At 56.4% G+C, this 16,095-nt stretch carries 8 protein-coding genes and 1 riboswitch; of the genes, 1 reads left to right on the top strand and 7 read right to left on the bottom strand.

Translation table 11 applies throughout. The features are described 5' to 3' along the window. Nucleotides 1-376: 376 nt before the first annotated feature. The 6 genes from BM222_RS37605 to metE form a co-directional block, all read right to left on the bottom strand. Entirely contained in the window at nucleotides 377-1,399 is a 1,023-nt protein-coding gene (locus BM222_RS37605) for a glutamine synthetase (protein WP_244547414.1), read from the bottom strand. Next, on the bottom strand, nucleotides 1,383-3,167 hold the full coding sequence (locus BM222_RS41595) for an aminotransferase class V-fold PLP-dependent enzyme (RefSeq protein WP_349509902.1): 1,785 nt from the start codon (nucleotides 3,165-3,167) through the stop codon (nucleotides 1,383-1,385). Before BM222_RS41595 ends, BM222_RS37605 begins: the two co-directional genes overlap by 17 nt. 32 nt (nucleotides 3,168-3,199) lie before the next feature. Then, a complete protein-coding gene (locus BM222_RS42645; RefSeq protein ID WP_244547415.1) occupies nucleotides 3,200-3,391 on the bottom strand; it encodes a hypothetical protein in 192 nt (63 codons plus the stop codon). Nucleotides 3,392-5,300: 1,909 nt separating this feature from the next. Then, a complete protein-coding gene (gene noeE, locus BM222_RS37620) occupies nucleotides 5,301-6,401 on the bottom strand; it encodes a nodulation protein NoeE (protein WP_092239686.1) in 1,101 nt (366 codons plus the stop codon). 1,306 nt (nucleotides 6,402-7,707) lie between these two features. Next, complete coding sequence (locus tag BM222_RS41600; RefSeq protein WP_177243710.1) at nucleotides 7,708-8,082, bottom strand: hypothetical protein; 375 nt, start codon at nucleotides 8,080-8,082, stop codon at nucleotides 7,708-7,710. A 2,397-nt stretch (nucleotides 8,083-10,479) separates the two neighbouring features. Then, nucleotides 10,480-12,825, bottom strand: a complete 2,346-nt coding sequence (gene metE / locus BM222_RS37645; protein WP_092239689.1) for a 5-methyltetrahydropteroyltriglutamate--homocysteine S-methyltransferase — start codon at nucleotides 12,823-12,825, stop codon at nucleotides 10,480-10,482. A gap of 98 nt (nucleotides 12,826-12,923) precedes the next feature. Beyond that, nucleotides 12,924-13,125, bottom strand: a riboswitch (cobalamin riboswitch). An 884-nt stretch (nucleotides 13,126-14,009) separates the two neighbouring features. Here metE and BM222_RS42650 point away from each other — a divergent pair. Continuing rightward, nucleotides 14,010-14,495, top strand: coding sequence for a hypothetical protein (locus BM222_RS42650; protein WP_244547416.1), 486 nt, complete (start codon nucleotides 14,010-14,012; stop codon nucleotides 14,493-14,495). Between the two features lie 1,348 nt (nucleotides 14,496-15,843). Here the strand turns inward: BM222_RS42650 and BM222_RS37655 are convergent. Further along, on the bottom strand, nucleotides 15,844-16,095 hold a 252-nt coding region (locus BM222_RS37655; protein ID WP_177243711.1), incomplete at its 5' end, for an ATP-binding protein.

Raw genomic sequence — 16,095 nt, forward strand, 5'->3', positions numbered from 1 at the left:
ATATAAGAGCCTATCAGTTCCTGCCGCAGGAACGCTGGACTACAACGTTTTTCGCCGACACCGTCGTTGCCAGGATTCCCAGCATTGCAAGCGAACAATCGTGGTTGCCGCCACACAGCCGATAGCAGCAGACCTTCTCAGCTTCCCAAGTAATTGCAAATTTTCTGTGATGACGCCTAACAACAGTGGCACACGCCGCCGCAACAGCCGCGGCGACACCACTTACATGACCGCCAGAGGAATAAGGTTCAGCACCGTCGGCGGACTCCAGCTAAATGATCTCGAAATATCTCCGACGTTCAAAATCGGTGACCTGATGTTGAACGATCTCCCACTCCCAACGCCGCGAGCAAGAAAACGTTTCAACAAACCTTTCTCAGAACACATCACTGGCCGCTGCAGACTGCGAAAAGCGAGCAGTTGCCTCTGATAGGCTTTGAGGCAGTCTAGCACACGGAAGACACATCTCCACGCCTGCATCACCGACGATCGAAGCCGGCAGTGCCGATCCTGTCTCGACGCCCAATATGCCGGAACCAATCGCAGATGCGAGCGCAAGATATGGGTTCATGTCTGCGCCAGGCAGCCTATACTCCAGGCGATGGGCTGATGGCTCTCCGGGAATGGAGCGGACCGCGCAGGAGCGGTTGTCAACTCCCCAGCTTGGATAGATTGGTGCCCAGCAGCCTGGAACCAATCTTTTGTAGCTATTGAAGTTTGGCGCCGCGAGCACACAGAACTCATTCATGTATCCTAGCTGTCCGGCGATGAATTTCTTCATCAGGTTCGAGACGTTGCCCAACGCTTCACTGTCGTAAAACACATTCCGGCCATCCGAGGACATCGAGATGTGAATATGGCCGGACTGGCCGGGCCATTTTTCGGAAACCTTGGCCATGAATGTAGCCATCATGCCTCGGGTTTGCGCCCAGGCCTTTATCATCGACTTGAATATGGTTGCCCGATCGGCCGCTTCCAGCGCATCACAATGACGAATTGACGCTTCGACCACGCCAGGTCCCGTCTCAAAGTGTATTCCGCTGAGAGGTATTCTAGCCTTTTCACAAAGCGCTAAGATCTCATCGAACAGCTCATGTTGCGCGACAGATCGCGCAATCGAGTAGCCGAACGGGCCACGCGTTAAAGGAGCCCACTCCTCGAAGGGTTTTTCTTCAATCGTGTCTGCGTTCTCCTTAAACAGCATAAATTCAAACTCGAACCAGACAGTGCAGTCGTATCCGTGGTCAGCAGCCCTGCGCAGGACCTTACGCAGAACACCGCGCGGGCAGATGTTCTCATGCGCGCCCGTGAATTCCGCGAGATAGAGATATTGATCGCCGAGATGAGACACCGAACGGCCGGTGCCTGATAGAATACGCAGGTCAGCATCTGCTGGCATTCGCGCAGTGCTGCTTCATCCGAAGAGGCAACGTCTCAAGTCCTTGGATGAGCTGAAAACTCGCAAACGGCGCTATGGCCGCGCCGGTATCGCGCAACCAGGTCATGCGAGCCTTGAGGAGGAATTCACTCTTTCCGAGATCGCCGACTTCTCGCACAGCGTTATGCCAGACAATTCCCCCGTGCGCTTCGTCGGGACGGTTAAACAATGGAAAGCGGGACGCTCCCCGGTAGCTGAACTCGCCGTTGTCAACGATCAGCCCGCCCAGCGTCGTGCCATGGCCCGATATATATTTCGTCGCGGAGTACGTCGTAATAGCAGCGCCGAGATCTGCGGGCCGACACACCAGGGGCGTGGTCGTATTGTCCACGACCAGTGGCACTCCGTATTTTCTGCCAATCTCCGCTAACTGCTTGACCGGGAGCGGAATAAGACATGGATTGGAGATTACCTCTCCAAACAGGCATATCGTGCGATCATCAATAGCACGCTCGAACGTCTCGGGCCTCCGAGGATCTGCCGTCCTGACGCTAATGCCGAGCCGCTTTAATGTGTTGTGGAGCCGATTCCACGTATTGCCATATAGATACGGAGAGGCGACGACATTGTCGCCCACTTCGCCACTTGACAGGTTGACGATGGCAAGAAACGTCGCCGCCTGACCTGACGCAACGGCGAGCGAATCGCTTCCCATGTCGACGGCGGTATAGCGCTTCTCCAGCGCGCGGGTCGGATTGATAATCCTTGTATAGGTGAATCCATCGGCCTTGACGTTATAGACGTCAGCGATGTGGTTTAGATCGCCATCGAGCTCATAAGCTGTATTCTGATAAATCGGCACTGCGACAGCTTTCGTTACCGGGTCGCGCCGATAGCCCGCATGAAGAACAGCAGTCTCGGCAGGAAGACACGGCTGCCGGTCCCCAACCGCTCGAGCCGGGAGAGCCGCTGCTACTTGCCCCGGCACTGGCCTTTCTGATCGAGCCTGGCCGGACCGAAAATAGGTACGAAAAGCGCACCCCAACTGCTCAATCCAGATGCAACCGACGCGAAAGCTGCGCGTCGCAAGATGCAGCTTCGAGTAGACGTAAAGATTGTGGGCCGCCAAGTGTCGATAAAGTCCCTCGAACCCCGCCTGGTCCACAATTCCGGACGGCGCACTGAAAGCAACGCAGACCGGCGACTGCAAGTCCGGAGACAGCAGCGGAGACGCAACCCCTTCGAGTTCTTTGATAATACCGTCTCTAACCTTTTCATACTTAAGGCGCCTCGCATCGATGCCCTCCTCGTGCAAAATCTTCAAGGCCATTGCAGTGGCCTGAACGATGTGGGTAGGAGGGGTCGACCGCCACTCACCGGTGCGCTCGAGCGAGAGCCACTGATCTCTTACATCGAGCACAAACGATCTCGGTTCTTGAACCGCATGCTCCAGCAGTAGTCGCGAGGCGACGACAAACGCTACCCCCGGCGGCCCTTCTATGCACTTGTTGCTCGATGTGACCAATACGTCGGGTCCACGATCGCTCATGTCGATGTTGAGGGCGCCAAAAGAGCTCATTGCATCGATGATCGTCTTTACGCCACGTCGCTTCGCCTCCCCCACTAACTCTTGCAACGGATTGACCATCCCAGTCGTTGTCTCGCAATGCACGAAACATAGGTGCGTAACGTCAGGATGTTTGGCTAGATATTCACCGATTTCTCGAGGATCCAACGGATCGGTCGCTCGCTTGACGAGCTTCAGCGCCTCGACGCCCCACAGTCGCAAAATTTGTAAAATGCGCTCGCCATAGATGCCGCTTATGCAACAAGCGGCTTATGGATCCGGGACACGAATGAAGAGAGAGCCGCCTCCATTGCAAAGGAGCCGCCTCCCTGAATAGGCACCACCGAATAATCCTCAGCATTTCCCAAAAGGCTGAGTATCAGCCGCCTCATGCTGGCGGTCACCTCCTTGAACTCGTCATCGCGAGATGCGAGGTCAAGCTGCATCTGGCTCCTCACCGCCAGCGATAACGACAATGGACCAGGCGTCAGCAAAGAGCGCTGTCTTGTCAAACCGTTCTCGTTAAGTTGTGTTCTTAGTTGGATTTGGAGTACGCCAAGGTCACCAGACGCCTCTCTGTGGCGTGCCGCATTCCTCCGTAAACAGCTCGAATGAAGCGTCATAGATCGCCGCCGTACTTGCCGCCGACTTCAGCCCCGCAAGATGACAAGCCCAGTTTTCGTCCCAGATGCACAGCGATCCTTCACAACGGGTTCATCGAACCCATTCAGATTTCTGATGGCTCGCGGCTCGATGCAACAGGGCTCTGTCGCTGTTTGAGGATTTCGGACACTGATGTCAGTCATTGTCATTTTGAGATCGTACAACTTGACGTTAGGGGCGTTTCAACCCTCTCCAACGATCTTCTCGCGTATTCCTGACTTCACTCTGGTGGCGACAAGCCGTCTTACGCAGAGGCGAGCGGAGGTTCGCAGCAAGCTAGAAATTTTGAGAGTTCGGCCCTCGCGGCTCCGCCTGCCAGTACGACACTTGCAGCAATCCAGTATCGCTGCTTCCACGTGTGGTTCTGGCGAAGGGTTCAACAGCGGTAAGTCGCTTGCGGGTTGCCCGATGCCGGCACCTCCAAAGCTTACCTCCCCCCATAGCCGGCATCACGTCGCTAGGCATTTAACGAAACGGCCTTGGCAGGCCGAGGTCGTGTCGAGCTCGATTACAACTGGCGACTTTGTATCTGGCGTGAACAACGATCAGTTTGACGTCTCCGGCGAACCGCCCGGCGCCGCTGTACTTTCTGCACTGAATTGCCGGAGAGCGTGAAACAGACATATCTCTTTCGTAAAGGGATCGCCTTGGCAGCGCCTCTCGGCTCTATACTCCACTTTACGGGGCGTAACGTCAGATCAATCGATCCTGCTGGGTCAGATTGCCGTGTTTGCGGTTGGCACAAAGCGCGGCTTCCGAGGTGAGTAGCGAGACATCATCGACGCAAGCACCTAGAGTTGTTGCGAATCCCGTGAACCTCACTTCCGAGCCGCTGTGCTGCCGTTGACGCCTCTGCAGCACATGCTCGATCCTACAAGCTTCCATCGGCGGCGCCGTTAATCCGGCGGCAACGGAGCCGACGCAATGTTGCTTAGTATCGCGCGCCCTCGGGTCTCCCGTCCGGTCGATAACGCCGACCTTGCCCGATGCGGCGTCCCGAAGAGCTGTCCTCGGCCTGGCCGTTCCGGGGCTCGGCGCGGATAATCGTGGTGCTGATAGTTGAGCGGCATTAGGTCCAATTCTACGCACGCGCAGCGGTCGATGCGGAGGATGGGCAACGCCCTACTGAGAGCAAGGCCGAACAGGACGAGCCGGCCGGGCAAGATCTTTCCTAGTTCTTGTGCAATGACGATCGGCCAGACAAACCAACTATCGTCAGCGCACATAACGTATCTCCCATGGCCGCGCTTTATTTACCTCTTCGACAGTCATCGAGGGGGCGAGCCGTGCGGTTGTGACGCGGCGCTCTCGCCGAGGCGGCTGCGAAGTACGGGACTCCGAAGATCCTCTACATGGATCAGGGCCGCCAAATCACCAGTGCGACCTTTGCTGGCGCGCTGACGAACGTGGGATCAAGATCTCCATGGACGCAGCGGTCGTGAAATTGACAACATCGGCGGCAGTGGCGGTCGCTTAAGCAAGAAGGCATCTATTTCAACGGAAAACGCGATAACTATGCATGAGCGCCCAGCCGATATCAGCTTTATGTGACCCCTACCCTCTACTCATGAGAAGACTTGAAGACGTGGCACGTATATCGCATTCCGCCGCTGCCCCCGGTGGTTCCTGATGGGCGTCAAGGATACTGGCAAAATTAACGCGCGTGTTTTCATTGCAAGCACTCGGACTACATTAGGAGATATTGAGGATCTGCTCCAGTCGCGCGACTTCGTCCCGCAACATTTCGATAGCCGCGTCGCGATTGTCCGAGACATTCCAGGCGGTGTGGACTGCCGCTTCAGCATGAGAGGAGGCCGATAACGCTCCCCTCTTTGTAGTTCGGAAACGCCACCACGTCCGAAATATCCGCCGATAGAGTTCGGTTACCTCCTGTCCCGTGTCCATAACTCCGGCTTTCCGGGCGTGCAGCAGTTCCTCCTCATATCCGAGTTCTAGAAAAAGCTCGGCGCCGACCAGATTGGTCACTGTTTGCATCTCTTCGACGCTCAATTGAGATCGCCATGCCTCAACAGAACCTTGGTCGATGGTGGTTCGTTCTAGTATTTTTCGGTCTCCGAAGCTGCTGGTTCGGAGATAATCTGCTTGTTTCATGTCCGAAGATGTGAAAGCCGCTGGATCACACTCGAGCGCCGCCAGCAGCCGCCGAACTTCCTCGTCAGGATGCGCCACGAACATCTCGTATTGCACCCAGTGTGTTTGCGGGCGAGTACGGTGCGCAGCTAACCTAGGAAGGCCCAGAACTAAATCGGCAAGCGAGGATATGATCACGTCGGGCATACGGAGCATGAGATCGACGATACTGGAGACGCTGACAGTATGCGAGCTTTCTGCCCGGAGCGGGATGCCCCACGTAGATTTCAAGGAAGCAGCGATTGCATAGGGATTGCGCATCAGAAGGATATGTGGCGCTTCTGGGTAGACCGAATCGAGAAAATCAAGAACCGTCCAATATCGTGGTGTCTTGTCTAAGATGACCCGCTTGCCCGCTTCTGCGAGATACTGATCGTATGCTGCATCCGCAAAAGCGCGGCTGGCCGCCGCGCGACTTATCCGCCCCAAGAATTGAGAGGTCGCGGCCTCAATCAGTGCACTCCCCACCGGATGGCAAGAATCCACCCGGCCAAACGCTTCAAGCGCCAGCATCAACCAGGGCTCAGGGGGAGCCACAATGTCTGGATGATGCTGGAGCAGATGCGCCAGGAGCGTGGTCCCGGATCGTGGAAGACCGAGGAGAAAACAAACCGCTGGCGAACGGCCAGAACGTATGCTCATCGTTCAGACACTCGTGCTTGAAGCGGGCTCGCCGTCGGCGTTAGCTCGATTGGGCGAAACAAAGCCAGCCACAGGAGCACTTGAGAGCAGCTGCTTCCGTACAAAGTCTGAAACCCACGAGGACTCATAGACTCACGCCTTGGGGAGCCGCTCGATCAATTCGTCCGGACGGCGAAGACTTAACTGGCATCGCTTTGCCAATTGCTCGAGAGCTACACGAAACCAAGCGAGCGCTCAATTGCACGAACATTGATCGCGGATATGAGAAGGTTGGAAAGTACTATACGGAAGTTTGCCTGCGGCGAAGACGCCGTTCATATCGCGGATATCACACTTGGCAGGCCCCCCAGCAGTCTTGTCAAAGAGGAAGCGATCCCGACGCAACTTCCTGTGACCCCGTCGTTAGCGGTCAACACACTGGATTGTAGCTCTGGCCAGCTTGTCTTACACAAGCCTACTCTCCAAAACCGCCCCGTGCATTTGGACTAGCGGATCATGCAACGTTGCTCCTTACTTGACCAACGCGAAGAAGGGTTGGAATAACGGATCTGATCCACAATTCGACTCGATCATCCGATCAACAAGCGCTTAGCCGGAACTCTGCTGATGCAGAGGAGATTGCTCGGGCGTTCATGGGTAAAGCTAGTCGCGGCAAATTTTTGCGGCCCTGAGGGCGGCCTGCAAGCCGCCCTACCGCGCCATTGCCGGCGCCACCCAACGCTATCGCTGATGTCCGAGTCCAATTCCGAGGTTTAGGGCCTTCTGGCGGAGCGCACCGACGCTTCGTTTGGTCATCTTTGCAATTTTGACTACGGGGGTTCTGGCCTTCGAATGGACTTTGAGCTCTTTGATTTCTGCTTTCGTCCACTCGCGTCGCATAACGCGTTTCTTGGTTGCTTTTTTCACGATGTATGCTCCTTTTGAGAGGCGTGGCTTGTAACACGGTTTTCTCTGCGACACGACCGTAAAAAGCGACGCCATTATAGGCAGTCACGCGTACATATAGACTCGATCACGAGTCGAAAGCGTCCGGATATAATGAAGCTCTGGAACTGTAAACTTCGTGCGGCCGCGGCGCTGAGAGATGGCCGACCTTCCCGATCAGGTAATGTGCACGCAGACCCGAGAATTTCCATCGTTGAGTTTCAATTGAGTAGACTGCTGGACGCCTCGAACCACGTCATCACACCCATAAAAAAGGACACGGCCCTAAATCGAACCTCGCGATCTAGGCGAAGTACATCACAATCAATCGGCAAGATAATGAGCGACGAGCGCCTTTAAGCCGATGGCGGCTTACCTACGCTCAATCGCTTGCGGGGCACTTTTTGCCCACGTTCATTCCTAGCTGCAAAGTCAAAGGAGGCGGCTGCTCAGCTATCGGCTCTTGCGCGTTCTCTCGCCAGACCTCAGCTTGCATGACAGTCCGATCTAGCTGTTCGAGTGTCTCAAGATATTTTTTTCCCTCCTCGCTGATGATCCAGCATCCAGCCTCCCGCTCGATCAACCTCTGGCCGAAAATATCGAGTTGGGGTGCGCGGCTTGCGATGCGCTTCATACGAGCCGGCCATTCCGGGCCGCTGCTATAATAGATAGCCAAATGCTGCTTAACGACTTCGATGCTCGCCCGACCGCGTGGCTGGCCGGCAAGTATTTTCAGAATGGACAGCTGAAAACTCACGTGCTCGCCATCGACTCAAATAAACTCTCCATATTAATGATCTTGAGGTAAGCTCTTGAGCCGCGCTCAGCTTTTCAAAAGAAGCTGTCTTCCTCAAGTCCTTAATGCACGACAACCGCTTGCTTCCGGTGCGATAACCAACGCTTTGGTCGGTGTCTGAGACACCCTCCCCAGAGTGTTCCGAAGATTGATGCAGCATGGGGGTGCCGTCTAAGAGTGTGTCACGGTCTCAACTGCCGGCTTCCGCCGATTGGGGATCAGACGACGTCGGTGGTAGCCTCGCTGTTGCACATCATGTCGAATGACGTCGCTCACGGAACGAACCGCTCGCTTCTTTCGCTTCCAATTCCCACCCAATCCCGCGGGGATCGCAACGCCTCTCGGGACGACCAAGAGATGTCTTCGATTCAGATAGATATCGAACATATCGTCTCTCTTTTGATACGAGCGTAGATCGGTCATTCATTCATTTGGTGACATCGAAGCAACAGTCTTCTTTAAAGTCGCGGGACGGCTAAATGATGCTCCAGCATTCGTTCAGACGCGCGTGAAGATCGCCCCGGCGGTGGGGAAAAATGTTAGCACTCACGTCCCAGCTACGTCTGCTGAGAGCGCAATCGAAACGAGCTGTGATGTGCAGAAAGCATCGGAAGCCTCAGCTAATTGGTGGCCCTGTCGAGTAGGCCCTACGATTTTCGGACGGCTAGCAACTACCTCTATGGATCATATGCCTGATCAGGATTAGCGAGCCAATCTTCGTCATCGGCCCCAACAACGGTGTCGCGATCGTCGCGCCAGAAGCTGACGAATACGTGTACGTCGTCAGTTGAAATAATTTTCCGGGCCACCTTCGCCCGCTGTGTCGCGCGTAAAGCAATGGAATCCCCCACCAAATATCCGCGAACCGGGACGACTTGAAGGCGTTTCCGTGCAAGGATCCGAGCCAGATCATCGAGGCAGCCGGCTGAGCGACAGTCCTCAGCGAGGCGGCATCGACATCTAACGCTGCCTGGCACGCACGGTGTTCGCCGCCGGCGTCGTCACAAACGGTCTTGATAAACCGAACGCTAAATGAAGGCATGGTCTTCTCTCGATCTGGATTCGCCTGACCATTACTGCCACTGCGGGCCGAGAGCTTTTGATCTGCCTCAATCACCGTCTAAAGGGGTTTATCCGCTCCCCCAAGAACAAACCGCGCCGCTGAGGGTCCTGTTGCCTCGAAGGAGCGCGATCACCCTTGTCGATTGTCATATCGCCCGCTACTCTGGGCCGATCGCCGGGGCCCCGTAGGCACCTCATGCAAAAACGGGGACCGAGAAATGTCTCTGCCGGGCGTGTCCGGCTCGTGGCGTCCGGTCGAGCTCTGCTATTCTCGGACGCGCACTAGCTTTGACCCGTATCAATGCTGCGGCAGCTCACTTCCGCCAGAGTTGCTCTTCCCCTAAAGTCAGACGCATGGCTGACCGAAATACTTGATTCCCCATCATGCTTTTCCGTCCGACACTAATGACCGATTGTTAAGACAGCTGCCAAGCGCACCAGAGCCGCACGCCACTGACCCGAACATGACAAGCTGCGCCGTTCGCGATGACCTCTACATCATCGAGCTGCGAATCAGCCCGATGTAACTCGACGTATTCCCCCTCTTGCTGAACGATCTGCCGCGCTCGCGAGGGTGCGCGTTTGAAGTCACCGACAATCCACGATGCTGACGCGCGGGCAAGACAGTCTCTCACCAACAAAGGATGTGACATGACAGCATGTTGGACCCATTAGCTTTTGCGGAAAGCGACAAATGCCAGCCGGCGGCACGGCCGTCCTCTGTCGCGGCCGGCGCCATCGAGATCGCGTACCGTCTATCGAGCGTGAGTCTGTCTGCGCGGAAGCCAAGCGATGTTCGTACTGTTCACAAGGTTATCTGAGTTTGTCAGCCCGCAGCGATGTAATCCGTCCAGGATCTAATGGCGATTTGACCTGGGAGCGGTTCGAAATAGCGCCGCCCTTTGTGGAGATTTCCGTGATCGAAGATAATTCGATTCACCGGGTGGCGTTTCCCTGCCGCCCTATGTCCGGGGGATGGATCAACGCGAATAGCGGAGAGCACCTCGCGAGCCGACACATTGGCGTATCTGGCTTGGATAGCAGCTTCCATCTGCAAAACCATTGGCGTGCGTTTGAGGAAGAACTGCCTTTCCGGACTCTTGATGGAACCGTCGGCTATTCTCCCTCGGGCCGCGAAAAGTAGCGCGACGCGTCACCGTGTTTCATCGGCCGCCGTTCCATCCCGGCCCATCAAGGGCCGGGTACTTCTGTCGGCGAAGGCTTGCCTCGACGTTGTGGAGCGCGCAAATGGCCACTAGCGAATTAACTTTGTCAACAACAGACCCAAGCTCGGAATCAATGGTTTTGCGGATCGGATGCAGCGCGCAGCTCGCGGGCGGCATCGACCATGTTGGCCAACGCGGGCCGCACTTCCTCCCATGTGCGCGTTTTTAGGCCGCAGTCCGGATTGACCCACAGCTGCGATTTCTGCAAACGCGCCAGAGCCAACACCATCAGCTCCTTCATTTCGCTCGTCCCGGGAACGCGTGGAGAGTGGATGTCGTACACACCCGGTCCAATTTGATTTGGATATCTGTACTTTGTGAATGCGTCCAGCAGCTCCATTTTAGAGCGCGACGTCTCTATCGATATTACATCCGCATCCATTGCGGCGATCGCCCCTATGATATCGTTGAACTCCGAGTAGCACATATGTGTATGGATTTGCGTCTGATCGCTAACGCCGGACGAGCAGATGCGGAAGCAATCTCCTGCCCAATCGAGATATGCGTTCCACTCCGATCGGTTCAATGGTAGTCCTTCGCGGAGTGCGGGTTCGTCAATCTGGATCATGGCTGCACCGGCATCCTCGAGATCGCGGACTTCGCCTCGGATTGCGAGCGCAAGTTGACGACAGACCTCGCTTCTAGGAAGATCATCGCGAACAAACGACCAATTCAGGATTGTCACCGGTCCGGTCAACATCGCCTTCATTGGCTTTCTCGTTAGTGACTGCGCGTAGCGCCACCATTCCACGGCGATCGGCTTCGGCCGCACTACATCGCCAAACAGGATCGGGGGCCGAACGCAGCGCGAGCCATAGGACTGCACCCATCCATTGCTGGTCGATGCGAAGCCGGCGAGTTGCTCGCTAAAGTACTGCACCATGTCATTGCGCTCAAATTCGCCGTGCACAAGGACATCAAGCCCGACGTCTTCCTGCCAACTTACAGCACGGGCTAGCTCCTCCTTGAGGAACCTGTCATACTGTTCGTCGCTCATCGTGCCTTGCGCATGCGCCGCACGAGCAATTCGGACCTCAGTAGTCTGTGGAAATGATCCGATCGTCGTCGTAGGAAACGCTGGTAGTCCGAAGCGCACCCTTTGGATCTCGGAACGACGGGCAAATGGGCTCGCGCGCCGGCGCATTTTCTGGTCGACCGCCCTCATCCGGAGAGCAACATTGGCGTCATGGATCTTCGGCGAACTCCGGCGGGCAGTCACAGCGCATTCCGAATCGGCAAGAGCTTGCCCAACATTCTGGTCGCCAGCCAGTGCCCGCGCCAGGATCACAAGCTCACGCATCTTCTGAACCGAGAAAGCGAGCCAGCTCTTGACGTCGGAAGTGAGCTTGGTCTCTAGTTCAGCATCGACCGGTACGTGAAGCAACGAGCAGGATGGAGCTAGCTGTACACGGTGTTTACCGAGCTTCGCAATCGCGGGCTCCAGCCTCTGGCGCAGCGACGACAAGTTGGTCCTCCACACATTCCTACCGTCGATCACACCGAGCGACAAGACGAGATCAGCTCGGCTGTCAGCAATGATCTGATCCAATAACTCCGGCGCTCGAACCAGATCGACGTGCAGACCGGAAACCGGCAGGTTCAAAGCAGTATCCAGATTGTCGCCTAATGCGCCGAAATAGCTGGCAACCAAGATTTTGATGGCCGGTGCCTCCTTTACCAACCGGTTATAGGCATGTAGCAAGGATTTTCGCGCTGCCTCGTCCAGATCAAGGACCAAGCAGGGCTCGTCAAACTGAACCCAGCTTGCCCCTCGCTTGGCCAATTCATGAAGAACCTCGATATAGACCGGTATCAGATCATCCAGTAGAGAGAGGGGCTGGAACGAGCTGTCGGCGCTCTTGCCGAGCTTCAGGAATGTGACCGGCCCGATAAGGACGGGGCGGGTTTGAAAGCCCAGAGCCTTTGCTTCATCATATTCTTCAATGGGTTTGTGAGAACGCAGTCTGAACGCCTGTCCCTTGTGAAACTCTGGAACCATGTAGTGGTAATTGGTGTCGAACCACTTGGTCATCTCCTGCGCTGGTGCGCCAGATCCTCGCAGGCCCGGACCGACACTCGGATCGTGGTCGTCGCACTGCGATCCGCGGGCCATGGCGAAGTACGTCGTAAGGGAAACGGATTCTCCCTTCGAATCGTAGATCTCCGGGATGGCGCCAACCATGACACTTGTATCGAGCACTTGATCATACAGTGAGAAGTCATTCGATGGAATGATCGTGATGCCGATAGAGCTCTGACGAGCCCAGTTCGCTGCGCGCAGGCCGGATGCGTCCTCTTGCAACTGCTGTTCGCTGATCTTTCCGGCCCAATACCTTTCGAGAGCGAATTTTAGTTCACGCCGTGGACCGATGCGTGGCGCCCCGAGCGTAGCAACCGGAAGAGAGAGAAGAGACATAGCTTAACCCCTGTTGGGGAGAAGGCCATGGCGGACGCAGGCAGGGAAGTCGCACGTACGACAGCTGCTTGGCGCACCACCGAGACACCCCGCCCGTGGACCAATATTTTGCCGGGGCAGGTCTCCTGGCTTGCGGGTCATCGCTGCTGTCCGGCCTTCCCGAAGCCGTGCAGGCTTCAGTGACATCGTTGGACAGTGGCTCGCCGCTCACAGTTGCGGGGGCAGCGCCGGCATTGCACCGGCTTCCCTCTTAGCTCCGGATCAAACAGGACTCGGAGAACCTCGACGACTTGGATTATCGGTAGAAGAACTTTCCCGTCAACCTCTCAGATTATGTGCCAAGCTAATCTGCGACATCTGCTAAGCGAATGACCGTGCGTCCCGATGATTAACCGCCAGCTGGAAACATTGGCTGGTCAGAGATGGCGCTATCAGACGTGTCAAATGAGCATCGGTAGCTGGCATGGGATGGCTCTGCACGCGAGAGGATAGCAGGGACAAAGGCAGCGTTCGCGGCGAGGACTATCGCCATTTCGAGCAGATGCAGCATTCGACGCGGCTTCGTTTCAGCGACTTGCCCAGCAGCTGCACCGGGCAGCCGCTTCTTGGCTAAAGGATCCGCATTGATAGTCGAGGCCTTTCGAGCGCACCCGAGCACCACACGCGGCGCGCCGATGATTGCCTGTCAGCCCATACTTCAACGTCGGCGGCTAGCTCGGCTTCGTGTCGCTGGCCGGCATGTAGGTCAACGAAGACGCCGATAGCGAAGCACACGGTTCAGATGGTGACAGCGGCACTCCAGGCTTCGATCAGATATCCGCCCGAGGCGCTCGCTTCTTCTACTGCGAGACAAGGGTGTCCAAGCTGCGGCCGATACGCCGAAGCATCGAAACATGCGCACGTCGGAAAGGCGACAAGAAGACACAAACCGATGCGTATTTTCGCCTATTGCCTGGCACGAAGAATGCAATCCGTCAGCATGCCCAGACTGCTCCTGCTGGGCGCGCCAGCTCAGCCAATTTGAATGCTGTCGCTGGCAGGGAAGTTAGCGGCGCGTGACATAGGCACCCCTGCCTGCGTCGAACAGCCTTATCGCGTCGTCGCTAACTTCTTGCCTCTCGCTCAGAGCAAGTTCAAGTCACGTGCTGCCTAAGTCTCTGGATGAAATGGGAGACGCCGAGGTTATGAAGAGAATGTTTGCAAGACCTCTGCTATGGATTTGTCTGGGTGCATTTCTGATCTGCCTCGCCTGCCCGGCCGCCATGAGCAGCCGTATTCGCTCGATCGACAGCCCCCTTATCGAGAGATTCAAAGTCAATTTGGCGGGCGCAAGATGGAGAGACGGTAGAACAAATCATCTCCAATGTCTCAAAGGTGGCACAGTTTGTCCCTCAAATGTGGGGGTCGCTGAACTTGGCGAAGACGACTTCGTTTTCATTTCGTGGACTAGGCACCAGAACAACAAATCAGACGAACATTACGTTGTCGCCTGGAAAGTCGGGCTCGATGGTGCGATTGAACTTGCGTCAACCTATGCGAAGCCGATGGAATTAGGCTGGCACGCGCTCGCACTCTCGTTGATCGCCAGTGAAGTCGCAGATGGCGAAACGAATGCAAACGTTCGCTTTCTGCATGATCTGTCCAACTTCGACTTTGTGACTACCACCTAAGGTCGGCTCGGCGATTTTCTTCGGCAAGGCCGATGCACTATCGATGAAGCTGTGGTAGATTACTTACCGAAGCGCAATGACAAGCCGACCCAGAAAGGTGATCTGTGGCGCGTTCTGCTATTAGTAAACTGTATATCCAAGGACCACGTAATTTTACACACAACGGGGTCATCACTTTCGAGAAGAGCGAAGGAAAAGATTGGGAGCCACAGTCCAGCTTTGCCAAGCGTATCGCGAAATTCCCTCTGGGTCCTAGTTTCAGGGCACCGAATTAGAGGAAGAGGAAGAGTAGGGGAGCGAGGGCCTCATTGAACGGTCGCGCACAGCAACATGCGCCGAAGGGCCAAAGCGAGACGTCCGCACCCTGCAGTTGCGACAGTTCAGTCGCCTCTCCGCAGCTTTTGGGCCCGTCGTACCAAAGGTTGGGCAGCATGATTCGCCATCTTCCCGTCGGGCGCAGAGCGCAGGGGCCGGTAGTAGTTTGCGAGGTGCCTTCCGACCTGTCCCCCACGCCGTGAGAGCGACCTGCTTCCCGGCGAACCCGCTCTCATGCATTCTTCAATGCGTGCGCCGGTGGACAAGCTTCCGCCCAAGGCCGATCCGGCGTACGCCGCGCATCGCCAATTGAGGGCGCACGCAGGAGCGTCAGCACAGCGAGGTCGAGGCGACATAGACAGCGGCGGTTGAGACGATACCGGTGAGAACGTTACCCTGGAACAGGGCACTGTTAGCCCCGCCTCTCGAGCGATGCTCATCTCCGAGCCCTCGTCGGAACCGTCGTCCACGTTCTGTTTTCCGATAACTTCGTCATCAACGATAGCAATTTTGCTGGTCCACCGAACGCCACCGCGGGCGCCGGGGCTCCATATTCGCTCACAATTTGCAAGACAAAGCACACAATCCGAGGCTCGGGATTGTTCAGTATCGCTAGCGGCGAGGATCTCCTCTCAAGTCGAGACGCATCGTACGCTTCAGTGAGGAAAACGTCGATGCTCTCTCCGCGCGCGCGCAGCGGAAGAAAGCGCTTGATCCTTACGCGGCGTCAGGTCGTAGGTTCGAAATCACGACAAGCTATCATCAAGCTGCGCATTCCAGGGATGGTGATCAGGTGTTCCATGCGATGGTGATCACGGATTCCAGTGATCGTGATCAGGGCGGAGGCGAACACGGCTGACGGATTTATGTGTGCTGGAAATGTCCTCCTCGTCAAGGCTGGCGGGTTGGTTCGAAGATCGTTCCGGCGGTCCATGGGAGGGCCCCGTGCGCGGCGCGGAGTGCCCCCACGAGCGACGTAGCGACGCGCGCGGGAGGGGCCTGTGGGCCGGCGGGGCGATCGTGCGCGAGGTGCTCACGGTTTTTTCTTTTCGCCAGCCTGACGCCGTAGACTGTCGCCTTTGAGCTCGAGGCGGTGCGCATTGTGAATGATGCGGTCCAATATCGCATCGCCAAGGGTGGGATCGGCAATGACGTCGTGCCATTGCGACACGGGGACCTGACTTGTGATCAACAAGGACCCCTTGTCGTAGCGATCATCGACGATCTCGAGCAGATCGCGGCGCTGGTCGGCGGTGAGCGGTTCGGGTCCCCAGTCGTCGAGGAT

The organism is Bradyrhizobium sp. Gha, from assembly GCF_900113735.1.
Taxonomy (GTDB): Bacteria; Pseudomonadota; Alphaproteobacteria; order Rhizobiales; family Xanthobacteraceae; genus Bradyrhizobium.